Here is a 23,425-nt window from a genome sequence, read left to right on the forward strand (position 1 = left end):
CCAAGGAGGCGTGACCCATGCTCCGCACCATGTTCAAGTCCAAGATCCACCGGGCCACCGTGACCCAGGCCGACCTGCACTACGTGGGATCGGTGACGGTCGACGAGGACCTGCTGGAGGCCGCCGACATCCTGCCCGGCGAGCTGGTCCACATCGTCGACATCAACAACGGCGCCCGGCTGGAGACCTACACCATCGCGGGCCCGCGCGGCACCGGGGTGATAGGCATCAACGGCGCCGCCGCCCGCCTGGTCCACCCCGGCGACCTGGTGATCCTGATCGCCTACGCCCAGATGGACACCGCCGAGGCCAGGGCCTACCAGCCGAAGGTGGTCTTCGTGGATGCCGAGAACCGGATCACCGGCACCGGGGCGGACCCCGCCGAGGCCCTGCCGGGCACGGACACCCTGCGCGGCGACGCCGTGCACACCCGCTAGGAGCGCGCCGTGAACTACCGTCTCACCGCCCCCGCACCGGGCTGGACCGCCACCACCGACGTGGTCGTGGTCGGCTCCGGGGTGGCCGGGCTCACCGCCGCGCTGGGCATCCGCCAGGCGGGCCTGCGGGTGACGGTGGTCACCAAGGCGATGCTGGACGACGGCTCCACCCGCTGGGCCCAGGGCGGCATCGCGGCCGCGCTGGGCGAGGGCGACAGCCCCGAGCAGCACCTGGCGGACACCCTGGTGGCCGGCGCCGGGGTCTGCGACGTGGACGCGGTGCGGCTGCTGGTCACCGAGGGCCCGGGCGCGGTGCGCCGGCTGATCGCCCGCGGCGCCGGCTTCGACACCGACGAGGCCGGCGAGATCCTGCTCACCCGCGAGGGCGGCCACCACCGGCGCCGGATCGCGCACGCCGGCGGCGACGCCACCGGCGCGGAGATATCGCGCGCCCTGGTCGCCGCCGTGCGCAGCGACCCCGGCATGGAACTGGTCGAGCACGCGCTGGTGCTGGACCTGCTCAAGGACGCCGAGGGCCACGCGGCCGGCCTGACCCTGCACGTGATGGGCGAGGGCGCCCGGGACGGGGTGGGCGCGATCCGGGCCCGCGCGGTGGTGCTGGCCACCGGCGGCATGGGCCAGGTGTTCGAGGCCACCACCAACCCGGCGGTCTCCACCGGCGACGGGGTCGCGCTGGCGCTGCGCGCCGGGGCGGCCGCGGCCGACCTGGAGTTCGTCCAGTTCCACCCGACCGTGCTCTTCCTGGGACCGGACGCGCAGGGCCAGCAGCCGCTGGTCTCCGAAGCCGTCCGGGGTGAGGGCGCCCACCTGGTGGACGCGGCCGGCACCCGGTTCATGCTGGGGCAGCACGAGCTCAACGAGCTGGCCCCGCGCGACATCGTGGCCAAGGCGATCACCCGTCAGATGCAGCTCCAGGACACCGACCGGATGTACCTGGACGGGCGGCACTTCGGCGCCGCGATGTGGGCCGAGCGGTTCCCCACCATCCTGGCCTCCTGCCTGGCGCACGGCATCGACCCGGTCACCGACCTGGTCCCGATCGCCCCGGCCGCGCACTACGCCTCCGGCGGCGTCCGCACCGACCTGCACGGCCGCACCTCGGTGCCGGGCCTGTACGCCTGCGGCGAGGTGGCCTGCACCGGGGTGCACGGCGCCAACCGGCTGGCCTCCAACTCGCTGCTGGAGGGCCTGGTCTTCGCCGAGCGGATCGCGCAGGACCTGACCGACCGGCACCGCGCGGGCGAGCTGCCCGAGCGGGCGGTGGACGTGGCAGCGGCCCGCGCCGACCGCACCGTGCCGCTGCCGGCCCCCGAGGCCCGGGCGGCGATCCAGCACCTGATGTCGCGCGGCGCCGGCGTGGTGCGCTCGGCCGACTCGATGGCGCGGGCCGCGGCCGGCCTGGCCGAGCTGGCCCGGGCCGCCGAGGCGCACGCGGGCGAGCAGAAGCCGGCCGACCCCCGGGTGGAGACCTGGGAGGCGGCCAACCTGCTGCTGGTGGCCACCGCCCTGGTGACCGCCGCCGCCGCACGGGCCGAGACCCGCGGCTGCCACTGGCGCGAGGACTGCCCCGAGCGCGACGATGCGCACTGGCGCCGCAACCTGACCACCACTCTGGACGACACCGGCATCCGGCTCGCCGAGGGCCCCGTCCTCGTCGAGAGCACCGAGGAGAACTGATGACCCACCAGCACGAGGACCTGCCGATGGCCGACCAGGGGGGCTGCGGCGACGGCTGCGCCTGCGGCGACGGCGAGGGCTACGAGACCGGGCTGGACCCGGCGCTGGCCGAGCTGCTGGAGCAGGCGGGCCTGGACCCGGTCGAGGTCGAGGACATCGCCACCCTGGCGCTGGCCGAGGACCTGGCCGGCGGCGAGGACGTCACCTCGGTGGCGACCGTGCCGGCCGAGGCGGTGGCCACCGCCGACTTCACCACCCGCGAGGCCGGCACGGTGGCCGGGCTGCGGATCGCCGAAGCCGTGGTCTCGCTGATCTGCGAGGAGGAGTTCGAGGTCGAGCGGCACGTGGAGGACGGCGACCGGGTCGCGGCCGGCCAGGTGCTGCTCTCGGTGCGCAGCCGCACCCGGGACCTGCTGACCGCCGAGCGCAGCGCGCTCAACCTGCTCTGCCACCTGTCCGGCATCGCCACCGCCACCCGCGAGTGGGCGGACGCGCTGGAGGGCACCGGCGCCCGGGTCCGCGACACCCGCAAGACCCACCCGGGCCTGCGCGCGCTGCAGAAGTACGCGGTGCGCTGCGGCGGCGGGACCAACCACCGGATGGCGCTCAGCGACGCCGCGCTGATCAAGGACAACCACGTGGTGGCCGCCGGCGGCGTGGCCGAGGCCTTCCGGGCCGTCCGGGCCGCCTACCCGGAGCTGCCGGTGGAGGTCGAGGTCGACACCCTGGAGCAGATCCCGCCGGTGCTGGAGGCCGGGGCGGACCTGATCCTGCTCGACAACTTCACCGTGGACCAGCTCAAGGAGGCGGTCGAGCTGGTGGCCGGACGGGCCAAGCTGGAGGCCTCCGGCGGTCTGACCCTGGCCACCGCCCGCGAGGTCGCCGAGACTGGGGTCGACTTCCTGGCCGTCGGCGCGCTGACCCACTCGGCGCCGATCCTGGACATCGGCCTGGACCTGCGTTCCTGACCCGGCGTCAACCGCCCGGACCTCCCTGGAGAAATCCCCCATGCTCCTCACCATCGACGTCGGCAACACCCAGACCACGCTCGGCCTGTTCGACGGCGAGGAGGTCACCGAACACTGGCGGATCTCCACCGACCCGCGCCGCACCGCCGACGAACTGGCGGTGCTGCTCAACGGGTTGATGGGGCCGCTGGCCCAGCGGGTGGACGGGCTGTCGATCTGCTCCTCGGTCCCCGCGGTGCTGCACGAGCTGCGCGAGGTGACCCGCCGTTACTACGGCGACGTGCCCGCGGTGCTGGTGGCGCCCGGGGTCAAGACCGGGGTGCACGTGCTGATGGACAACCCCAAGGAGGTCGGGGCCGACCGGATCGTCAACGCGCTGGCCGCCAACCACCTGTACGGCGGGCCGTGCGTGGTGGTCGACTTCGGCACCGCCACCACCTTCGACGCGATCAACGAGCGCGGCGACTACGTGGGCGGCGCGATCGCCCCGGGGATCGAGATCTCGGTCGAGGCGCTGAGCGGGCGCGGCGCGCTGCTGCGCAAGATCGAGCTGGTCCGGCCGCGCAACGTGATCGGCAAGAACACCGTGGAGGGCATGCAGTCCGGGGTGCTGTTCGGCTTCGCCGGGCAGGTGGACGGACTGGTCACCCGGATGGCGAAGGAGCTCTCCCCGACCGATCCGGAGGACGTACAGGTGATCGCCACCGGCGGGCTGGCCCCGCTGGTGCTGGGCGAGGCGAGCAGCATCGACGTGCACGAGCCCTGGCTCACCCTGATCGGGCTGCGGCTGGTCTACGAGCGCAACAAGACCGCCTGAGCGACTGGCCGCCTGAGCGACTGGCCGCCTGACACCCGACCGCCTGAGCACGCCGCCCGGGGCCAACCGGGTCGATCCTGCGCGAGGCTTCCGACAAATCGGATATTCCTCACGTAGTGTCAACTCATGCCTACGCCACACGGGTCCCGCGGCGGCATGGCCTTCAGCGCCGACGAAGTGCGCGTGCTGCGCCGTGCCCTCGCCCAAGCCCTGCACCCCACTGTCCCCGCCCACCTGCCGCTGGGCGCCGACCTGGCGGCCCTCTGGGCAGAGGACGTCCAGGAGGCGCTGCGACTGGCCGAGGCGATCGACGAGGCCGTCCAGGAGGGCGGGCGGCTGCGCGGCTTCCTGCTGGCCGAGCTGGCCCGCTACCGCACCGCCCTGCCCGGCAGCGCCCGCGGCTACCTGGAGCGCCTGGAGGAGGCCGTCACCGACGGCTACCTGCCTGAGCCGGACGACCTCTCGGCGCTGCGCTCGCTCAGCCGCCAGCCCTGCGGCCCCTACGAACGCACCCGCCGCTCCCGCCTGGCCGGCCGCTGCCACGCCCTGGCGGAAGCCGCCGTCCGCGAGCGCCTGGAGCGCGCCCCGCGGCACCTGACGGCCGTCCCGAGCCCCGCACCCGCAGGAGGACTGATGACCATGCCCGCCCCGGACCGCGCCGCCGCCGCCCGGATCCCCCCCCCCGCCGACCTCTTCGCCCGCCGCCCCAAGCCCCCGACCCCGCCCGCCTCCGAGACAGCACCCCCGGAGGAACTGGAGGAGGAGCTGGCCACCGGGACGGGCTGACCGCCTGGGGCAGCCGCCGCCCCGGTGCCGGCTCGGCCGGTACCGGGGCAGTGCCGGAGGCTCGCTACCCTGGTGCGGTGAGCGAACAGAGCGCCGTTCCCGCGGTGGACGACCTTCCCGAGCAGATGCGCGTGCGGCGCGAGAAGCTCGACCGGCTCCGCGCGGCCGGTGTCGACCCGTACCCGGTCGGCTTCCCCCGCACCACCACCATCGCCGACCTGCGGGCCGCGCACCCCGGGCTGGCGCCGGACACCGCGACCGGGGAGCGGGTGGGCGTGACCGGCCGGGTGGTGCTGGCCCGCACCGGCGGCAAGCTGTGCTTCGCCACCCTGCGCGACGGCTCCGGCGACCTGCAGGTGATGCTCTCGCTGGACAAGCTGGGCGAGGAGCGGCTGGCCGCCTGGAAGAGCGACATCGACCTGGGCGACCAGGTGGGCGTCGAGGGCGAGGTGATCACCTCCCGGCGCGGCGAGCTGAGCGTGCTGGTGGACTCCTGGGCGCTGACCGCCAAGTGCCTGCGTCCGCTGCCGGACAAGCACAAGGGCCTGACCGACCCGGAGGCCCGGGTCCGGCAGCGGTACCTGGACCTGATCGTCAACCCCGAGGCGCGCGAGCTGCTCCAGCTGCGCACCCGGGTGATCCGCTCGATCCGGCGCACCTACGAGGACCGCGGCTACCTCGAGGTCGAGACGCCGATGCTGCAGCCGATCCACGGCGGGGCCAACGCGCGCCCGTTCGTCACCCACATCAACGCCTACGACATCGACCTGTACCTGCGGATCGCCACCGAGCTGTACCTCAAGCGGCTGGTGGTCGGCGGCGCCGAGAAGGTCTTCGAGATCAACCGGAACTTCCGCAACGAGGGCGCCGACGCGACCCACAACCCGGAGTTCACCGCGCTGGAGTCGTACGAGGCCTACGGCGACTACGACACCCAGGCCGAGCTGATCCGGGCGATCATCGTCAACGCCGCCCGGGACGCGCTGGGCACCACCGTGGTGCGCGGCACCGACCCGCACGGGGTGGAGCACGAGATCGACCTGGCCGAGCCGTGGGAGGAGATCAGCGTCTACCCGGGGATCTCCGCCCGGGTCGGCACCGAGGTCACCCCCGACAGCACGGTCGAGGAGCTGCGCGCGATCTGCGACCGGGTCCAGGTCCCCTACGAGAAGGAGTGGGGCCACGGCCAGCTCGTGCTGGAGATGATCGAGCGGCTGCTGGAGGAGCACGCCGTCCGCCCGACCTTCCTGCGGGACTACCCGACCGAGGTCTCCCCGCTCACCCGCCGGCACCGCTCGATCCCGGGCGTGGCGGAGAAGTGGGACCTGGTGATCTTCGGCACCGAGATCGGCACCGCCTACTCCGAGCTGATCGACCCGGTCGAGCAGCGGGCCCGGCTGACCGCCCAGTCGCTGCTGGCGGCCGGCGGCGACGCGGAGGCGATGCAGTTGGACGAGGACTTCCTGCGCGCCCTGGAGTACGCGATGCCGCCCACCGGCGGCCTGGGCCTGGGCGTGGACCGGCTGATCATGCTGCTCACCGGCCGGAACATCCGCGAGACGGTGCTCTTCCCCCTCGTACGGCCTGATCAGGGCGGCAGGGCGGAAGCCGGGAGGGCCGCCGAGAAGGCAGCAACGGACACCGACCAGGCTGAGAAGGAGTGAGGTAGCGATGCAGTACGTGAGCGCGATCGTGCCGCCGCTGGTGATGGCGATCGGTTTCGGGTTCCTGGTGCGGGCGATCATCCGCAGCCAGGGCGGGGCCCAGAAGGGCAAGGAGGACGCCGCCGCCGAGGCGCTGGCCCGCGCCACCGGGACACCCGCCGAGTAATCCCGCAACAGGCGCCAGGCGCCGCCCCGGATTCCGGGGCGGCGCCTGTTCCTTTATCGAAACCCGCACGCAAGGGCGGACGCGATAGCAAGCCGCCGCGCCGGGCGCGATAGCGTCTCGCCATGGAGGTCACCATCCGCCGGGCGCGGACCAGTGATGTGCGGGCCGTTCGGCGGCTCATCGACGCCTACTCGCGCGACGGCATTCTGCTCGACAAGCCCACGGTCACCTTGTTCGAATCCATCCAGGAGTTCTGGGTGGTGGAACGCGACGACGACGGCACAGTAGTTGCCTGTGGCGCGCTGCACGTGATGTGGGAGGATCTGGCCGAGGTACGCACCCTCGCGGTGGACCCGGTCTGCCGCGGCCACGGGATCGGGCACATCCTGTTGGAGAAGCTGTTGCAGACCGCGCGCTGGCTCGGCGTCCGTCGGATTTTCTGCTTGACGTTCGAGGTGGCGTTCTTCTCGAAACACGGGTTCGTCGAGATCGGGGAAACCGATGATGGTACGACAGACCCGGCCGTCATCGCTACGGAAGTGTATGAAGAACTCCTTCGCTCCTACGACGAAGGAGTCGCGGAGTTCCTCGACCTGGAGCGGGTGAAGCCCAACACCCTGGGCAACTCGCGCATGCTGCTGCACCTCTGATCGGCGCCGTGAACCGCCCGGCGACTTGCCGTACTGCGCATGCTGCGGCCGGCCGAACAGAGCGGGGTTTGTGTTTTTCGAGAAAAGGCGGTTTCCTTTCCCCAAGGCATTGGGTCGTTAAGCGGAAAGGGAGTCCCGTGGCACAGAGGGTGCAGGTCATTCTTGAAGACGATCTCGACGGCGGTTCGGCGGACGAGACGGTGACGTTCGCCCTCGACGGCGTTGCCTACGAGATCGACCTGAAGTCCGGCAACGCGGAGAAGCTGCGCAACCTGCTCGCTCCGTACGTCGAAAAGGGCCGCAAGCAGAGCGGCCGGCTCACCAGCGCCCGGCGCACCGGCGGCCGCACCGCCGTCCGCCCGGCCGCCGGCAGTGCGGACACCGCGAAGATCCGCACCTGGGCGAAGGACAACGGCTACAACGTCAACGACCGCGGCCGGGTCCCCAGCAACGTGCGCGAGGCCTACGAGGCGGCCAACGCCTCCTGAGCACCCCTGCCCCACCGGCAGGACCCGGCGCGGCCACGACGGGGCGCGGAGGGCCTCCCTCCGCGCCCCGTGGCCGTCCCCGGGCAGGTCGCCGGGCGGCGCCACCGCGGGGCCGGGCGGCGGCGGGCGGGCCGGGCGGCCCGGGGCACCGGAGGAACGCTCACGGGATGTGCAACGCTGGAACTGCGGCACGGTCACGGCGTCCGGGACAACCCCTGCGCCCCAGCCCCCCGTTCGGCCCCACCCCTGAGCGCCCGTCACCCGGACCCGGCTCCGGGAGACTTCTCGCCAGGCGAACAACACCACCCCGGAAACTGCACGAGAACAGCCGGAATTTCCGGTATGAATGCAGGTGGGACGGTCATCCGGAGGCTCCTCGGGGTCACCGGAGGGTCTGGGCCCGGAGCGTGTTCGCCATTGGCGTAGCGGCAACTGGTGCATCGGCCGCACCGGCGGGAACACCGTCTCCCAGCACCAGGTTGGGAAGGGTGTCGGCTGGTCGCGCAGCTTGATTTCCCCGCACCCGTGCGGGGAACCACGTGAGCCGCGCCGCTGAGCGGGACTAGCATGCGGAAGGACAGGGCGGGGACAGTCCCCGAACTGCCCGACCGCTCTGAGGAGCGATTAACGATGTTCGAGAGGTTCACCGACCGCGCGCGGCGGGTTGTCGTCCTGGCTCAGGAAGAAGCCCGGATGCTCAACCACAACTACATCGGCACCGAGCACATCCTCCTGGGCCTGATCCACGAGGGCGAGGGTGTCGCCGCTAAGGCCCTGGAGAGCCTCGGGATCTCTCTTGAGGCGGTCCGCCAGCAGGTCGAGGAGATCATCGGACAGGGCCAGCAGGCCCCGTCCGGCCACATCCCGTTCACCCCCCGGGCCAAGAAGGTACTGGAGCTCTCGCTGCGCGAGGCGCTCCAGCTCGGCCACAACTACATCGGCACCGAGCACATCCTGCTCGGCCTGATCCGCGAGGGCGAGGGCGTCGCCGCCCAGGTCCTGGTGAAGCTGGGCGCCGACCTGAACCGGGTGCGCCAGCAGGTCATCCAGCTGCTCTCCGGTTACTCCGGCGGCGGCAAGGAGTCGGCCACGGCCGGCGGGCCCGCCGAGGGCACCCCGTCGACCTCGCTGGTGCTCGACCAGTTCGGCCGCAACCTCACCCAGGCCGCCCGCGAGACCAAGCTCGACCCGGTGATCGGGCGCGAGAAGGAGATCGAGCGGGTCATGCAGGTGCTGTCCCGCCGCACCAAGAACAACCCGGTGCTGATCGGTGAGCCCGGCGTCGGCAAGACCGCGGTCGTCGAGGGCCTGGCCCAGGCGATCGTCAAGGGCGAGGTCCCCGAGACGCTCAAGGACAAGCAGCTCTACACGCTGGACCTGGGCGCCCTGGTGGCCGGCTCGCGCTACCGCGGTGACTTCGAGGAGCGCCTGAAGAAGGTGCTCAAGGAGATCCGCACCCGCGGCGACATCATCCTGTTCATCGACGAGCTGCACACCCTGGTCGGTGCGGGCGCCGCCGAGGGCGCGATCGACGCCGCCAGCATCCTGAAGCCGATGCTGGCCCGCGGCGAGCTGCAGACCATCGGTGCCACCACGCTGGACGAGTACCGCAAGCACCTGGAGAAGGACGCCGCGCTGGAGCGCCGCTTCCAGCCGATCCAGGTGGCCGAGCCCTCGCTCCCGCACACCATCGAGATCCTCAAGGGCCTGCGCGACCGGTACGAGGCGCACCACCGGGTGTCCATCACCGACGCCGCCCTGGTCGCCGCCGCCACCCTGGCCGACCGGTACATCTCGGACCGCTTCCTGCCGGACAAGGCGATCGACCTGATCGACGAGGCCGGCTCCCGGATGCGCATCCGCCGGATGACCGCGCCGCCGGACCTGCGCGAGTTCGACGAGAAGATCGCCGAGGTCCGCCGCGAGAAGGAGAGCGCGATCGACGCGCAGGACTTCGAGAAGGCCGCCTCGCTGCGTGACGACGAGAAGCAGCTGCTGAACGCGAAGGGCAAGCGCGAGAAGGAGTGGAAGGCCGGCGACATGGATGTCGTGGCCGAGGTGGACGAGGAGCTCATCGCCGAGGTCCTGGCCACCGCCACCGGCATCCCGGTCTTCAAGCTGACCGAGGAGGAGTCCTCCCGCCTGCTGCGCATGGAGGACGAGCTGCACAAGCGCGTCATCGGCCAGAAGGACGCCATCAAGGCGCTCTCCCAGGCGATCCGGCGCACCCGTGCGGGCCTCAAGGACCCGAAGCGCCCCGGTGGCTCGTTCATCTTCGCCGGCCCCTCGGGCGTCGGTAAGACCGAGCTCTCCAAGACGCTCGCCGAGTTCCTCTTCGGCGACGAGGACGCGCTGATCTCCCTCGACATGTCGGAGTTCAGCGAGAAGCACACCGTCTCGCGGCTGTTCGGCTCGCCCCCCGGCTACGTCGGGTACGAGGAGGGCGGCCAGCTCACCGAGAAGGTGCGCCGCAAGCCGTTCTCGGTCGTCCTCTTCGACGAGGTCGAGAAGGCCCACCCGGACATCTTCAACTCGCTGCTGCAGATCCTGGAGGACGGTCGGCTGACCGACTCCCAGGGCCGGGTCGTGGACTTCAAGAACACGGTCATCATCATGACCACCAACCTCGGCACCCGGGACATCTCCAAGGGCTTCGGCCTGGGCTTCGCGGCCAGCGGGGACACCCAGACCGGCTACGACCGGATGAAGGCCAAGGTCAGCGAGGAGCTCAAGCAGCACTTCCGCCCCGAGTTCCTCAACCGTGTCGACGACATCGTGGTCTTCCACCAGCTGACCGAGGAAGACATCATCCAGATCGTCGACCTGATGATCGACAAGGTGGACGGCCGGCTCAAGGACCGCGACATGGGCCTGGAGCTCAGCATCGAGGCCAAGAAGCTGCTGGCCAAGCGCGGTTACGACCCGCTGCTGGGCGCCCGGCCGCTGCGTCGCACGATCCAGCGCGACATCGAGGACCACCTCTCCGAGAAGATCCTCTTCGGCGAGCTGCGGGCCGGCCACATCGTGGTCGTGGGCGTGGAGGGTGAGGGCAAGGAAGCCAAGTTCACCTTCCGCGGCGAGGAGAAGTCGGCCGTGGCCGACACTCCGGCCGCCGTCGCCGCCACCGGCCCGGACCTGGGCAACTGACAGGTCGGCTGAGCCAGTCACCGCTTCGGCCCCCTCGGTCCCCGGACCGCGGGGGCCGAAGTGCGTCGTCGGTCAGCAGCGGGGGTTCAGCTCCAGTCGTTCGGACCGCCGTTGGGGCTGGCGCTGGCGGTCGGGGCGGCCCCGGTGCTCCCGTCCGCACTCACCGTGCCGGCCGAGGAGAGCAGCCCGACCCCGGCGGCCACCACTGCGGTGCCGGCGGCGAGAACCAGAGCGACCTGCTGCTTGACCGAGATACCCGTGCGCTGCATTGTCCGACCTCTTCCGAGTCCGTGTGCCGTGCTGACGGGGAAAACACTAGGAAGGGGCTGCTTCGGTTTATTATCCTCTTCATTAAGGCCCTGACCTGCGGTGATATCGGTATTACCGACCGCGATTAAATCGTTGGCGAAGCCTCGGACGGCATCGCTGAGAGGTATTTAAGCGCTGTGCTGGGGGGCCGGTGCGGCGGCCGGACGGGAGAGTTCGGCCAGCGCCCGCTCGGCCTGCTGCAGCATCACCAGCGAGTCCGCCCGGGTCAGCAGTTCGCAGGCCTGCTGGTAGTGGTGCCGCGCGGTGGCCAGGTCTCCGGCATCGCGCTCGAGCCCGCCCAGCCGCAGCAGGCTCCAGCCGCACACGTGCCAGTTGCCCAGGCCCTGGCCCAGCTCCAACGCCTCCAGGAGCTTCGCCCGGGCCCCCGGGAGTTCGCCCTGTTCGAGTGCCAGCTCGCCCTGGCTGAGCAGGATGTGCGCGGTGCCCAGCAGGTCGCCCTTGGCCCGCACGATCTCCAGCACCCGCTCGTAGTCGCGCGCGGCCTGCTGGAGCTCGCCCCGGGCCGCGTGGGCCCGCCCCAGCCAGTAGGTGGCCTGCGCCGTGGTGCGGGTCTCCCCGGTCACCCCGACCGCCTGGACCGCCCGCGAGGCGAGCCGGACCGCCTCGTCCACCTCACCGGTGGCCAGCGCCACCAGGGACAGCTGGCCGAGGGTCTGCGCCTCCCCGACCCGGTCGCCGCTGCGGTGGTACAGCTCGGCGGCCTCGCGCAGCCGGGTGGCGGCCTGCGAGAGGTGGCCCTGCAGCCGGTCGGCCCGGGCCAGGTGGTTGATGGTCATCGCCCGGCAGTGCACGTTCCGGGTCCGCTCGTCGATCTCCAGTGCGGACTCCAGGTAGCGCCGTCCCTCCTCGATCGAGCCGACCCGGATCCGGCTGGCGCCGAGCACCGAGAGCATGTGCGAGGCGCCCACCTCGTTGCCCGCCTGCCGACAGGCCGTCAGCGCCCGCTGGCAGCAGAACTCCCAGTCCTCCGCGTAGTTGCGCACGTCGAACAGGAGGATCGCGGTGCCGGCCAGGTCCCAGGCCAGCTCGTGCTCGCCGAGTCCGGCCGCCTGGTCCACCAGTGCGACCAGGCCGAGCCGCTCCGCCTCGAACCAGTTCAGCGGACAGCACAGCAGGTCCGCCACCAGGTCCGGGTCCACCGGGTAGCGCGGGGTGTCCCCGTGCATGACCGAGTACGGCCCGCCCATCTCCTGGTCGTGGGCCTGCGCCGCGATGGTCAGCCAGGCCCGCAGCGCCCGGTCCCGGGCACCGGCCAGCTGCTCCTCGGGCTCCTCCTGCGTCGCCCGCTCGCGGGCGAACAGCCGCAGCAGGTTCTGGAAGCGGTAGCGCAGCTGCCCGGTGGCGTCCGAGCCGACCGCCTCCAGCAGCTGCACGTCCACCAGGTGCTCGACCAGCCGCTCGGCCTCGAACTGGTCGCAGTCCAGCAGGGCGGCGCCCACCCAGACCGCGAAGTCCGGCACCGGCAGCAGGGCCAGGCGCCGGTAGAGCTGGGCCGCGTCGAAGGAGAGGTAGCGGTAGCTGAGCGCGAAGCCGGCCCGCACCTGGGACTCGCCCTGGCTCAGCTCGTCCAGCCGGCGGCGCTCGTCGGCCAGCCGGCCGACCAGGTGGCGCACCGTCCAGTGCGGCTTGGAGGCCAGCCGGGCGGCGGCGATCCGCAGCGCCAGCGGCAGGTGGTCGCAGAGCTCGGCCAGCCGGGCGGACTGCTCCGGGTCGGTGGCGATCCGCTCGGCCGGCACGATCCGGGCCAGCAGCTCGATCGCCTGCGGCGGCGGCAGCACCGCCAGCTGCACCCGCACCGCCCCGTACCGCAGCATCAGCTGCTCCATCGGGTCGCGGCTGGTGACCACCACGCAGCAGCGCCCGTTGGCGGGCAGCAGCGGGCGGATCTGGGCCACCGAACGGACGTTGTCCAGCACCACCAGCAGCCGGCGGTCCGCCAGCATGCTGCGGTAGAGCGAGACCCGCTCCTCCAGGCCGGGCGGGATCTGCTCGGCGGGCACCCCCAGCGAGCGCAGGAAGCGGCTGAGCACCTCGGCGGCGGCCACCGGCTCGTTGGCCTCGTCGTGGCCGCACAGGTCGACGAAGAGCCGGCCGTCCGGGAAGTGCTTGGCCGCCCGGTGGGCCCAGTGCACCGCCAGCCCGGTCTTGCCGACCCCGGCCACCCCGGTGACGAAGCCGATGGCCGGCGCCTCGTCGTCCCGGCGCTCGGTGAGCATGGCGTCGAACTCGGCGATCTCCTCGCCGCGGCCGGTGAAGGCGGGGACGTTCGGCGGCAGGTCGGAGGGGGTGACCCGCAGTTCGGGCGGGGCCGCCGGGGTCGGCTCGGGCAGTTCCTCGGCGACCTGGGCCACTGCCAGGGTGAGCGCCGCGTCGTCGCGCAGCACCGCGTCGTGAAGTTCGTGCAGGGCCGGACCGGGCTCGATGCCGAGCTCCTCGATCAGCACCTGTCTACCGTCCCGGAAGGTCTCCAGCGCCTCGGCCCGCCGCCCGGCCCGGTACTGGGCGAGCATCAGCGAGTGCCTGGTCCGCTCGCGCAGCGGGTGTTCGCGCACCAGCGCGGTGAGCCGGCCGATCAGCTCCTGGTGGTTGCCCAGCGCCAGTTGGAGCGCGATCGCCTCGTCGTGCAGGACCAGGCGCCACTCCTCCAGCCGCTCGGCCTCCTCCTCGACCCGGCGCCCGGTCACCCCGGCCAGCACCGGGCCGCGCCACAGCCGCAGCGCCTGCTCGTAGCGCTCGGCAGCCGCGCCGGTGGCGCCCTGCTCGACCAGCTGCTCGCCCTGGTGGACCAGTCCGGTGGCCACCAGCAGGTCCACCTCGTGGCCGGCCGGGTCCAGTTGGTAGCCGGGGTGGGCGGTGCTGATCAGATCCTCGCCGAAGCCCTCGGCCTTGAAGGTCTTGCGCAGCGCCGCGATGCAGATCGCCACCTGGGTGCGCGCGGTGGCCGGCGGATCGCCCTGCCAGACCGCCTCCACCATGGTGTCCACCGAGACGATCCGCCCCGCGGCCAGCAGCAGCAGCGCCAGAATGGTGCGCTGCCGGGCGCCGCCCACGGTGATCCGTCGCCCTCCGGTGGCCACCGACAAGGGACCGAGCACCCCGAATTCGAGCCCGCCGTTCACAATCCCCCCCGAGAAGATCGGCGCGATATATCTCGTCTGTTCTGTGGCGCGGAGCGGCGGCGCGACCTTGCTCAGACTACGTTAGGTCGTGGCGCGCAGGGAGGCAGCGTAGCGGGGAATCCTGTGAAGCGTCGCTACCGCGTGAAGATGTTCTCTTGACAACGGGTGACGTCTGAAAGTCCATCAGTTCGGCCCGGTGGGGGCTAAATCGCGGCCATGCCGCCGCAGCGCCGCCGCCCGGCGGCTGCCGTTGCGACAACGTGCCAGGTCAGCGGCGATAACGAGGCGATAACCGGTCGATGCGGGTACTTCCTAGTCTTCCTGGTGTTGCCTGGGCCCATGGCGGGCCCGGCTCCTCAGGAGGGCAGGCGAGACCATGGAGTACCGGATCCTCGGACCGGTCCAGATCGGGACGGCTGGGCAGGAGGACACCCTGGGCGGCACCAAGCAGCGCACCACCTTCGCCGCGCTGGCGGTGGCCGACGGCCGTGCGGTCTGCGACGACTACCTGGGCCGCCTGCTGTGGGACGACCGCCCGCCGGCCACCGCGGCGGCGCAGATCCACACCTACGCCTCCCGGATCCGGCGCCGACTGGCCCCGGGCAGCCAGTTGCTGCGCAGCCGGGCCGGCTACCGGCTGGTGGTCGGCCCCGGCGCGGTCTGCGACCACCGGCGGTTCGCCGAGCACAGCCGGGCCGGGCTGGCCGCCCTGCGCTCCCAGCAGTACCCGCTGGCCGCCGAGGAGTTGGCGGCGGCGCTGGCGCTGTGGCGCGGGGAGGCGCTGGCCGACACCACCGACCTGCTGATCGACGCCGAGCGGCCCGCCCTGGAGGAGGCCCGGCTGGAGGTGCTGGAGGGCTGGGTGGAGGCGGAGCTGATCCTGGGCCGGCACCGGCAGTTGATCCCGGAGCTGACCCGGCAGGTCACCCGCAACCCGATGCGCGAGCGGTTCCGGGCGCTGCTGATGACCGCGCTCTACCGGTCCGAGCGGCAGGCCGAGGCGATGTCGCTGTACCGGGACGGGCGGCGCATCCTGGTGGACGAACTCGGCGTGGAGCCGGGCCGGTTGCTGGTGCGCACCTACGAGGCGATCCTCAGCGGCGAGGTGCGCAGCCTGATGCCGCATCAACTCGCCTGATTCACAGGGCTCCCAGCAAACCCACAGCCCCGGCGGTCGGCCCGCCGGGGCCTCACCCGCTGGTCCGCTCGGCACCGGGGCGCTGCGGCGCCGGCCGGCCGAACGGGGTGAGCGGGGCGTGGGTGCGGGCGGCCAGCACCAGCAGTGCGCCGTACCGCCGCCCGTCCAGCGCCTCCAGTGCGTACGGAATGGGCTCGCCCAACTGCCCGGACAGCCGCACCGCCAGCTCGGTCAGCGCCGCCTGCAGCCAGCCGGCCTGGGTCCACAGCGGGTGCGCGGCCCGGGCGTCGGCGTGCGCGGCCCACAGGTGCAGGCTGGCCGCGCCCGCGTACAGGGTGCCGTAGGCCTCGGCCAGCGCCCTGGCGGCCGGGTCGGCCACCGAGCGGGTCTCCGCCATCCGGCGGTGCAGCTCGTCGCCGGCCGCCAGCAGCGCGTTGGCGCCGTCCAGCACCGGCTTGGGCGCACCGCGCCCGGGCAGCGTGCGCAGCAGCGCCGGCAGCGCCTGCACCGCGCTGCAGCCGCCGCGGGCCGGCACCGGCTCGGCGGGCTCCGGCGGCAGGTCGGCGCCCAGCACCGCGGCGGCCAGCCCGGCCTGGTCGACCGTCTCGGCGGCGAAGCCGCGCACCAGCTGCGGGAAGTAGCCGACCAGCGGCTCGACGGCGGCCAGCGAGAGCCCGGGGACCAGCAGTTGGGGCAGCGTCACGGGCAGCACGGCGCGAACCACCTCGGCCTCGGCCGGCAGCGCGCGCAGCGAGCGGCCGCCGAGCACGGCCGCCGCCTCGGCGGCGGCGATCAGCGCGCCGGCCCGACCGGCCGGACCGGTGCCGCGGGCCAGCGCGGCCCGCAGGTCTCGACCTGCCGGTTCGGACACCTGGAGGGGCCAGTCCTCCCAGCCCATGCTCTCCGTCGCCATCTCGAACCGCCTTCTGTCGTGGCTACGGAACGAGCTTCCCGGACAGGCCTATGAAAGACCTGCCCTGCACCCATCATGCGCCGCTCACCAGGATCCCCCCTTTCAAATCGAATAAGTGCGTGAACACGCAACGGTCCCGCATCGATGGCGAAGTGTCCTAGTGCATAAGCGCCCTAGTACAGGGTGGGCGCCACCGCTTTTGCGGAAATTGCGGACCCCGGGCCGTCGAGCAGTTCCAGGAACCGGCCCATCGCCTGCGCGACCTGGTCGGCGGTCCAGCTCAGCGAGGGCGCCAGGGCGGAAATCTCCGTCATGCTCAGACCAGGAATACCGCTCTCCCACCAGGTGCCGAACAGCGCCTCGCCGCTGCGTTCGACCTGACGCAGCGTCGCTTCGGCGAGCAGTTCGCGTGGGTACGGCAGCCACAGCTGGAACTGGTGGGTCTGCGGTGGATCGGGGTGGATCCGGGCGCCCGGAACGGCGGCGGTGGCCCGCCGCAGTCCCTCCGCCAGCACCTGGGCCTGCGTCAGGTACTGCGGCAGTCGCGGGAGTTCGCGCACCAGGGCGCCGAGCGCGGACAGCGCGGCGGGCCACTGCTGGTACAACTGGCCGCCGTACCGGTGCCGCCAGGCCCTTGCCTCGGCCACCAGGTCGGCGGGGCCGGCCAGCGCGGCGCCGCTGATCGCGCCCAGTGCCTTGTAGAAGGAGACGTAGACCGAGTCGCCCAACCGGGCCGGCTCGGCCGGCGGGCGGCCGTAGTACGCGGCCGCCTCCCACAGCCGGGCGCCGTCCAGGTGCACGGCGGCGCCGGCCGCCCGGGCCTGGGCGACCAGCGCGACCAGTTCGGCCCAGTCCGGCAGCACGAAGCCGGCTGCCCGCAGCGGCAGTTCCACCAGCAGCACGCCGTACGGCTCGTCCAGGGCGCGCAGTTCGGCGGCGGTTGGGTGGCGGGGCGCGGTGGTGGGCCAGATGCTCTGCAGGCCGGTCAGCCGGTTGAAGGCGCGCCGCTCGTGGGTCTCCAGGTGGGCCAGCGGGTGGCCGGCCACCACCGGGCTGCCCCGGCGGGCCGCCCAGCAGCGCAGTGCCACCTGCTGGGCCATGGTGCCGGTGGGGAAGAAGACGGCGGCCGGGTACCCGAGCAGGTCCGCCACCCGCTGCTCCAGGGTGGCCACCAGCCCGTCGCCGTAGCTGTCCGGGCGCTCGGCGGGGCCGACGCAGGCGCGGGCGTCGGCGCCCAGCTCGGCCAGGCGCTCGTGCAGGGTGGCGGGCCGCGGCCCGGACAGGATGCGACTGCTGCCGCGCCAGAGCGCGAAACGGCGGTCGTCGACGCCCTGGTAGGGCGCCGGGGAGACGTTCGGTTCCTGGGTCATCCCCCGATGGTCCGCCCGGCACCGGGCGACGGGAACGGGTCAGCCCTTGATCAGTCCGCTGATCTCGGTGGCCACCGTGAGCGCCGCGTCCATCGCCTCGTGCACCGAATGCACCTTGGCCTCGTTGCCCGGGTCGACCAGGTGCTGGGCCAGGCCCTCCTGGTCGTTCTTGAGCAGGAAGAAGGCCGAGTTGATGCTGAACAGCGCCATGGTCGCGCGCAGCCGGTCCTCGAAGGAGGCGTCCGGGCCCTGCACCAGCCGGATCATCCGGATCATCCGGTCCTTGAACTCCAGGCCGGCCGAGGACTCGCGCAACGCCGGCTGGTTCTCGTGGAAGAACCGCAGCAGCGGGGCCCGCTCGGCCATCCCGGCCGCGAACCGGCGGATCAGCTCGTCGCGCACCTCGGGCGACCACTGCTGCTGCTCGCCCCAGGCGATGGTCTCGTCGATCGGCGCGGCCATGGTCTGGACGATGCCGTGGACGATGTCGTCCTTGGTCTTGAAGTGGTAGTAGAGCGCGGCCTTGGTGACCCCTAGCCGGTCGGCGATCTCCCGCAGCGAAGTCTTCTCGTACCCCTGCTCGGAGAACAGCTCGAGGGCCACCGCGATGATCCTGGTGCGGGTGTCGCTGCGAGGGCTCTGCGTCGTACTCATGGGGTTCGTGGCCTGCCTAGCTTGCTACCGAGGGAGGGGCACACCGTATTCGGCTTGACGCCCAGCTTACGCAGACCTTACCGTGCCCTCGGACGGATAACTAGCCGGTCGGCAAGTAAGCAAGAAATTCGGCCCGCGCGTCGCGCGGGCCCACGGGCGCTTCCGGGAGACGCACCATGGCACAACAGCAGGTCGAGGCGACGGCGGACAACCCGCCCGCCCCAGCGACACAGGACGAGCGCCCGCAGCGCTCGGCGCGCGAGGTCCGGTTGGTGATGATCGGTCTGGTCATCACCATGCTGCTGGCGATGCTCGACAACCTGATCGTCGGCACCGCGATGCCCACCATCGTCGGTGACCTGCACGGGGCCGACCACCTGGCCTGGGTGGTCACCTCGTACACCCTGGCCACCGCCGCGGCCACCCCGATCTGGGGCAAGCTCGGCGACCTCTACGGCCGCAAGGGCACCTTCATCACCTCGATCGTCATCTTCCTGATCGGCTCGGCGCTGGCCGGCCTGTCGCAGAACATGAACGAGATGATCGGCTTCCGCGCCCTCCAGGGCCTGGGCGCCGGCGGTCTGATGGTCGGCGTGATGTCGATCATGGGCGCGCTGGTCTCGCCGCGCGAGCGCGGCAAGTACCAGGGCCTGTTCGCGGCCGTGATGGCGCTGGCCACCATCGGCGGCCCGCTGCTCGGCGGCTTCATCACCGACCACTTCAGCTGGCACTGGATCTTCTACATCAACATCCCGCTGGGCGCGGTCGCGCTGGCCGTGGTCGTGGTGACGCTGCACCTGCCGAAGGTCACGGCCAAGGCGAAGATCGACTACGTGGGTGCCGCGCTGCTCACCACCGGCATCACCTCGCTGGTGCTGCTGACCACCTGGGGCGGCCACGACTACGGCTGGACCTCCAAGCACATCATCGGCCTGGGTGTGCTGGCCATCGCCTCGCTGATCGGCTTCTGCTACGTGGAGGCCCGGGTCGAGGAGCCGATGCTGCCGCTCGGCCTGTTCAAGAACCGCGACTTCACCGTGGTCTCGATCGTCGGCTTCATCGTCGGCTTCCAGATGTTCGGCGGCGTGACCTTCCTGCCGCAGTACCAGCAGCTCGTCCAGGGCGCCTCGGCCACCAACTCCGGCCTGCTGCTGATGCCGATGATGTTCGGCATGCTGGTGGTCTCGCTGGTGGTCGGCCAGTACGTCACCAAGACCGGCAAGTACAAGATCTTCCCGATCATCGGCACCTGCGTGATGGGCGGCGGCGCGCTGCTGCTCTCCACCCTGGGCACCGACACCACCCGGCTCACCTCCGCGGTCTACATGGCCGTGCTCGGCGCCGGCATGGGCTTCCTGATGCAGATCACCATGCTGGTGGCGCAGAACAGCGTGGAGCTCAAGGACATGGGCGTGGCCAGCTCCACCGCCACCCTGTTCCGCACCATCGGCGGCTCCTTCGGCGTGGCGCTGTTCGGCACGATCTACGCGAACCGGATGACGTCGACCATCGAAGCGGCGCACCTGCCGACGTCGTCGGGCAACAGCGCCGAGCTGACCCCGGCCCTGCTGAAGACCCTGTCGCCGGAGTACCGGGACGCGATCCACCACGCCGTCTCCAACGGCATCCACTCGGTCTTCCTCTGGGCCGCGGTGATCAGCCTGATCGCCATCGCCGCCTCGCTCTTCCTGCGCGGCCTGCCGCTGCGCGGCGCCGGCCAGCCGGCGGGCGAGGGCGCCGCAGAGGGCGCCGCGCTGGAGGCCCCGGCGCACTGACCTGGCGTCACCTCCCGGGAACGACGGAACGGCAGGGCCTTCGGGCCCTGCCGTTCTGCGTTGGTGCAGGGGGTGCCGGGGGGTGGGGCAGTGGGAGTGCGGGAGGTGCTGGGGCGCGGCTATCGCGGCAGCTGGTAGTGCCCGTCCGCCAGGGGCTCGACCAGCCCGTCGCTGACCAGCCCGTCCAGGGCCCGGGCCCGCTGGATCTCGTCCGGCCAGACCACGTCCAGCTGCCCGCGCCGCACCGGCCCGTGCTGGGCCCGCAGCACCGCGAGCAGCTTGCCGCGCACCTGCCGGTCGGTCCCCTCGTAGGTCTGCCCGCGCCGCGGCGGACCCTGGTGGGGCGGGCACCCGGCCCGCTGCCAGGCGCACTGCTCGAACAGCGGGCAGCCGCCGCACTCGGGCGAACGGGCGGTGCAGACCAGCGCCCCCAGCTCCATCACGCCCACCGCCCACTCCGCCGCCACCTCCGGCGCCTGCGGCAGCAGCTCGGCGGCCAGCTTCCGCTCGGCCGCCGTGGTCGCGTTGGCCGGGTACTCGACCCCGCCCACCGCCCGGGCGAGGACCCGGCGCACGTTGGTGTCCAGCACCGCGTGCCGCTGCTTGAAGGCGAAGGAGGCCACCGCCGCGGCCGTGTACTCGCCGACCCCCGGCAGCGCGAGCAGCTGCGCGTGGTCCTCCGGCACCAGGCCGCCGTGCCGCTCCACGATCGCGCTCGCCGCGGCGTGCAGCCGCAGTGCCCGGCGCGGGTAGCCGAGCCTGCCCCAGGCCCGCACCGCCTCCCCCGCCGGCTCGGCGGCCAGCGCGGCCGGGGTCGGCCAGCGCTCCAGCCACAGCGCCCAGACCGGCAGCACCCGCTTCACCGGAGTCTGCTGGAGCATGAACTCGCTGACCATCACCGCCCAGGGCGTCGCCTGCTCGGTGCGCCAGGGCAGGTCCCTGGCATGCTCCCGGTACCAGTCGAGCACGATCGAATGGAGCAGCGGAGCCGGGGTGGGAAGCGTCGAAGTCGCCATGGTCCGTCGATCCTCGCACAGTCGGCCACCTCCCCCGAACAGCGGAAATTCCGGATCATCAGAAAGATCGACAGGCGACCGAGGTGTTGGTGCGACAAGCGGTGCTCCGGCTCTCGTAGAGTTTGGTCGTGCCTTCTCTGCGTCAGCCCGTCGGACCGCTGCCCGCCTCGATCTACTGGCGGCGGCGGGTGGTTGTGCTCGCCGCTTTCGCCGCGGTGGCAGCACTGGTGTTCTGGTTGACGTCGGGTCAGGGCAGCGGCAGCAAGCAGGCGAGCGGCAAGCCGGTGCCGAGCGGCGGCACGCCGAGCGCGGCCGGCTCGATCACCCCCGGCGCCCCGCCGACCGGCCCCGCCATCTCCAGCCGCCCGGGCGGCACCGGTGGCGGCAGCGGCGGTACCGGCGGTACCGGCGGTACCGGCGGCAGCAGCACGGGCGGCGGCACCGGGGGCACGGGCTCCCCGAGCTCCCCGGCGACCGGCGACCCGAGCGGCGCGGCGAACGGTGGCGGCAGTGCCGGTGGCACCGGGGGTTCCGGCAGCTCGGGCGGCTCGGGCGGTTCCGGTGGCGGTGGCGGGGGCACTCCGCCGATCAACACCGGCGAGGTGATGGCGCTGCCGGTCTGCACCGCCTCGCAGCTGACCCTGGAGCTGGCCGGGACCCAGAACGCCTACCAGCCCAAGGACAAGCCCACCTTCGAGCTGAAGATCCGCAACGCCTCCGGCAACCAGTGCCGGGTGGACCTGAGCCAGGCCGCCGCCGCGATCACCGTCAGCTCGGCCGCCAACGAGCGGATCTGGTCCTCCGCCGACTGCGTCACCGACAAGCAGGGCCGCTGGGTGCAGGTCTCCCCCGCCACCGCGCTGACCGAGACCTTCGTCTGGGACCGCACCCGCAGCAAGCCGCAGTGCGCCACCCCCACCGACACCAGCCCCGCCCCGACCGGCAGCTACCTGGTCCAGGCCGAACTGACCGGCCCGTCCGGCGGCCCCGTCCCGGCCCGCACCTCGACCCGGCTGGACCCCTGAGCCGTCGACACCTGACGCGGTACCGGGGACTGTCCGACCCCCGGCGCTGCGCACATCGCCGGGGCAGCGGGGCTGACGGGGTGTTGGTGAAACGGTCCGTCAGCTGCCCGGGTCAGACGTAGCGTTCCAGGATCGAGGACTCGGCCAGCCGGGACAGCCCCTCGCGGACCGAGCGGGCGCGGGTCTCGCCGACGCCCTCGACTGCCTGCAGGTCGTCGATGCTCGCCGCGAGCAGCTTCTGCAGCCCGCCGAAGTGCTCGACCAGCCGCTCGATCACCGTGTTGGGCAGCCGCGGGATCTTCGCCAGCAGGCGGTAGCCGCGGGGCGAGACCGCCGAGTCCAGCGACTCCGGCGAGCCCGAGTACCCGATCGTCTTGGCCACCGTCTGCAGATCCAGCAGCTCGGCGTGGGTGAGCGTCTCCAGGTCGGCCAGCACCTCGGCCACGGTGCGCCCGCGCTTGGCGGCCCGCTCCGGGAAGTAGTCCCGGGCCACCAGCTCGCGCTCCGGCTCCACGCCCGCGATCAGCTCGTCCAGCTGCAGCGAGAGGAGCCGCCCGTCGGTACCGAGTTCCAGCACGTAGCCGGCGATCTCGGCCGCGATCAGCCGGACCATCTCCAGCCGCTGGGCCACCGCGGTGACGTCCCGGACGGTGACCAGGTCCTCGATCTCCAGCGCGGAGAGGGTGCCGGCCACCTCGTCGAGGCGCAGCTTGTACCGCTCCAGGGTGGCCAGCGCCTGGTTGGCCCGGGAGAGCACGGTGGTGGAATCCTCCAGCACCCGGCGCGCGCCGTTGACGTACATGGCGATCAGCCGCATCGAGTGCGAGACCGCGACCACCGGGAACCCGGTCTGCTTGTTGACCCGCTCCGCGGTGCGGTGCCTGGTACCGGTCTCGTCGGTGGGGATGTTCGCGTCCGGCATCAGGTGCACGCCGGCCCGCACGATCTTGGTGATGTCCTTGTCCAGCACCACCGCGCCGTCCAGCTTGCACAGCTCGCGCAGCCTGGTCGCGGTGAACTCGACGTCCAGCACGAAGCCGCCGGTGCACAACGACTCCACCGTCTTGTCGAAGCCGAGCACGATCAGCCCGCCGGTGTTGGCCCGCAGCACCCGCTCCAGGCCGTCGCGCAGCGGGGTCCCCGGGGCGATCGCCTGCAGCGAAGAGCGCAGCAGGGCCTCCTCGCGGGGCGACTTCTCCGCCCGGTCGCTCGCTGCCACGTGACTCCTCCGGCTGCCCGGACCGCTCACCGCTGTGGCCCCGGC

General features: G+C 72.3%; 20 protein-coding genes. 13 read left to right on the forward strand and 7 right to left on the reverse strand.

The genetic code is table 11. The features are described from left to right. Positions 1-17 precede the first annotated feature (17 nt). The 10 genes from panD (at position 18) to C7C46_RS02195 (ending at position 10,821) form a co-directional block, all read left to right on the forward strand. Positions 18-437, forward strand: coding sequence for an aspartate 1-decarboxylase (gene panD / locus C7C46_RS02150; protein WP_110664998.1), 420 nt, complete (start codon positions 18-20; stop codon positions 435-437). 9 nt (positions 438-446) lie between these two features. Beyond that, a complete protein-coding gene (locus tag C7C46_RS02155) occupies positions 447-2,135 on the forward strand; it encodes an L-aspartate oxidase (protein WP_110665001.1) in 1,689 nt (562 codons plus the stop codon). Further along, positions 2,135-3,103 carry a carboxylating nicotinate-nucleotide diphosphorylase gene (nadC, locus tag C7C46_RS02160; RefSeq protein ID WP_110665003.1) on the forward strand — a complete coding sequence of 323 codons (969 nt, stop codon included), beginning with the start codon at positions 2,135-2,137 and terminating at the stop codon, positions 3,101-3,103. Before C7C46_RS02155 ends, nadC begins: the two co-directional genes overlap by 1 nt. A 40-nt stretch (positions 3,104-3,143) precedes the next feature. Next, the gene (locus C7C46_RS02165; protein WP_110665005.1) at positions 3,144-3,920 is read left to right on the forward strand and encodes a type III pantothenate kinase; all 777 of its coding nucleotides are present in this window, start codon (positions 3,144-3,146) and stop codon (positions 3,918-3,920) included. A gap of 126 nt (positions 3,921-4,046) precedes the next feature. Continuing rightward, positions 4,047-4,706, forward strand: a complete 660-nt coding sequence (locus tag C7C46_RS02170) for a hypothetical protein (RefSeq protein ID WP_110665007.1) — start codon at positions 4,047-4,049, stop codon at positions 4,704-4,706. Between the two features lie 77 nt (positions 4,707-4,783). Continuing rightward, positions 4,784-6,370 (forward strand): bifunctional lysylphosphatidylglycerol synthetase/lysine--tRNA ligase LysX, encoded by a 1,587-nt coding sequence (lysX, locus tag C7C46_RS02175; protein WP_110665009.1) that lies wholly within the window; start codon positions 4,784-4,786, stop codon positions 6,368-6,370. Between the two features lie 7 nt (positions 6,371-6,377). Further along, on the forward strand, positions 6,378-6,536 hold the full coding sequence (locus tag C7C46_RS34695; protein WP_181442145.1) for a hypothetical protein: 159 nt from the start codon (positions 6,378-6,380) through the stop codon (positions 6,534-6,536). A 122-nt stretch (positions 6,537-6,658) separates the two neighbouring features. Further along, positions 6,659-7,186, forward strand: coding sequence for an amino-acid N-acetyltransferase (locus C7C46_RS02180; protein WP_110665011.1), 528 nt, complete (start codon positions 6,659-6,661; stop codon positions 7,184-7,186). Positions 7,187-7,323: 137 nt separating this feature from the next. Beyond that, a complete protein-coding gene (locus tag C7C46_RS02185) occupies positions 7,324-7,674 on the forward strand; it encodes a histone-like nucleoid-structuring protein Lsr2 (protein WP_110665012.1) in 351 nt (116 codons plus the stop codon). A gap of 630 nt (positions 7,675-8,304) precedes the next feature. After that, a complete protein-coding gene (locus C7C46_RS02195) occupies positions 8,305-10,821 on the forward strand; it encodes an ATP-dependent Clp protease ATP-binding subunit (protein ID WP_110665014.1) in 2,517 nt (838 codons plus the stop codon). 86 nt (positions 10,822-10,907) lie between these two features. Here the strand turns inward: C7C46_RS02195 and C7C46_RS02200 are convergent, their stop codons facing one another. Continuing rightward, positions 10,908-11,090, reverse strand: coding sequence for a hypothetical protein (locus C7C46_RS02200; protein ID WP_110665017.1), 183 nt, complete (start codon positions 11,088-11,090; stop codon positions 10,908-10,910). A gap of 168 nt (positions 11,091-11,258) precedes the next feature. Next, on the reverse strand, positions 11,259-14,228 hold the full coding sequence (locus tag C7C46_RS02205) for an AfsR/SARP family transcriptional regulator (RefSeq protein ID WP_146258961.1): 2,970 nt from the start codon (positions 14,226-14,228) through the stop codon (positions 11,259-11,261). Positions 14,229-14,646: 418 nt separating this feature from the next. Here C7C46_RS02205 and C7C46_RS02210 point away from each other — a divergent pair, with 418 nt between their 5' ends. Continuing rightward, positions 14,647-15,408 carry an AfsR/SARP family transcriptional regulator gene (locus tag C7C46_RS02210; protein WP_110665021.1) on the forward strand — a complete coding sequence of 254 codons (762 nt, stop codon included), beginning with the start codon at positions 14,647-14,649 and terminating at the stop codon, positions 15,406-15,408. A gap of 52 nt (positions 15,409-15,460) precedes the next feature. On the opposite strand, the gene C7C46_RS02215 is transcribed toward C7C46_RS02210, so the two are convergent. The 3 genes from C7C46_RS02215 to C7C46_RS02225 form a co-directional block, all read right to left on the reverse strand. Continuing rightward, positions 15,461-16,321, reverse strand: coding sequence for a hypothetical protein (locus C7C46_RS02215; protein ID WP_146258962.1), 861 nt, complete (start codon positions 16,319-16,321; stop codon positions 15,461-15,463). Positions 16,322-16,494: 173 nt separating this feature from the next. After that, positions 16,495-17,691, reverse strand: coding sequence for a threonine aldolase family protein (locus C7C46_RS02220; RefSeq protein ID WP_110665025.1), 1,197 nt, complete (start codon positions 17,689-17,691; stop codon positions 16,495-16,497). A 39-nt stretch (positions 17,692-17,730) separates the two neighbouring features. Beyond that, entirely contained in the window at positions 17,731-18,345 is a 615-nt protein-coding gene (locus tag C7C46_RS02225; RefSeq protein WP_110665027.1) for a TetR/AcrR family transcriptional regulator, read from the reverse strand. Between the two features lie 176 nt (positions 18,346-18,521). Between C7C46_RS02225 and C7C46_RS02230 the strand changes: the two genes are divergently transcribed. After that, positions 18,522-20,120, forward strand: coding sequence for an MDR family MFS transporter (locus C7C46_RS02230; RefSeq protein ID WP_110665029.1), 1,599 nt, complete (start codon positions 18,522-18,524; stop codon positions 20,118-20,120). Positions 20,121-20,239: 119 nt separating this feature from the next. Here C7C46_RS02230 and C7C46_RS02235 read toward each other — a convergent pair whose 3' ends face one another. Beyond that, positions 20,240-21,136, reverse strand: coding sequence for an HhH-GPD family protein (locus C7C46_RS02235; protein ID WP_110665031.1), 897 nt, complete (start codon positions 21,134-21,136; stop codon positions 20,240-20,242). Between the two features lie 128 nt (positions 21,137-21,264). Here C7C46_RS02235 and C7C46_RS34700 point away from each other — a divergent pair, with 128 nt between their 5' ends. Then, the gene (locus C7C46_RS34700) at positions 21,265-22,161 is read left to right on the forward strand and encodes a hypothetical protein (RefSeq protein ID WP_181442146.1); all 897 of its coding nucleotides are present in this window, start codon (positions 21,265-21,267) and stop codon (positions 22,159-22,161) included. Positions 22,162-22,273: 112 nt separating this feature from the next. Here C7C46_RS34700 and disA read toward each other — a convergent pair whose 3' ends face one another. Next, entirely contained in the window at positions 22,274-23,332 is a 1,059-nt protein-coding gene (gene disA, locus C7C46_RS02250; RefSeq protein WP_181442152.1) for a DNA integrity scanning diadenylate cyclase DisA, read from the reverse strand. Between the last annotated feature and the right edge of the window lie 93 nt (positions 23,333-23,425).

Source organism: Streptomyces tateyamensis (assembly GCF_003205575.1).
GTDB lineage: Bacteria > Actinomycetota > Actinomycetes > Streptomycetales > Streptomycetaceae > Kitasatospora > Kitasatospora tateyamensis.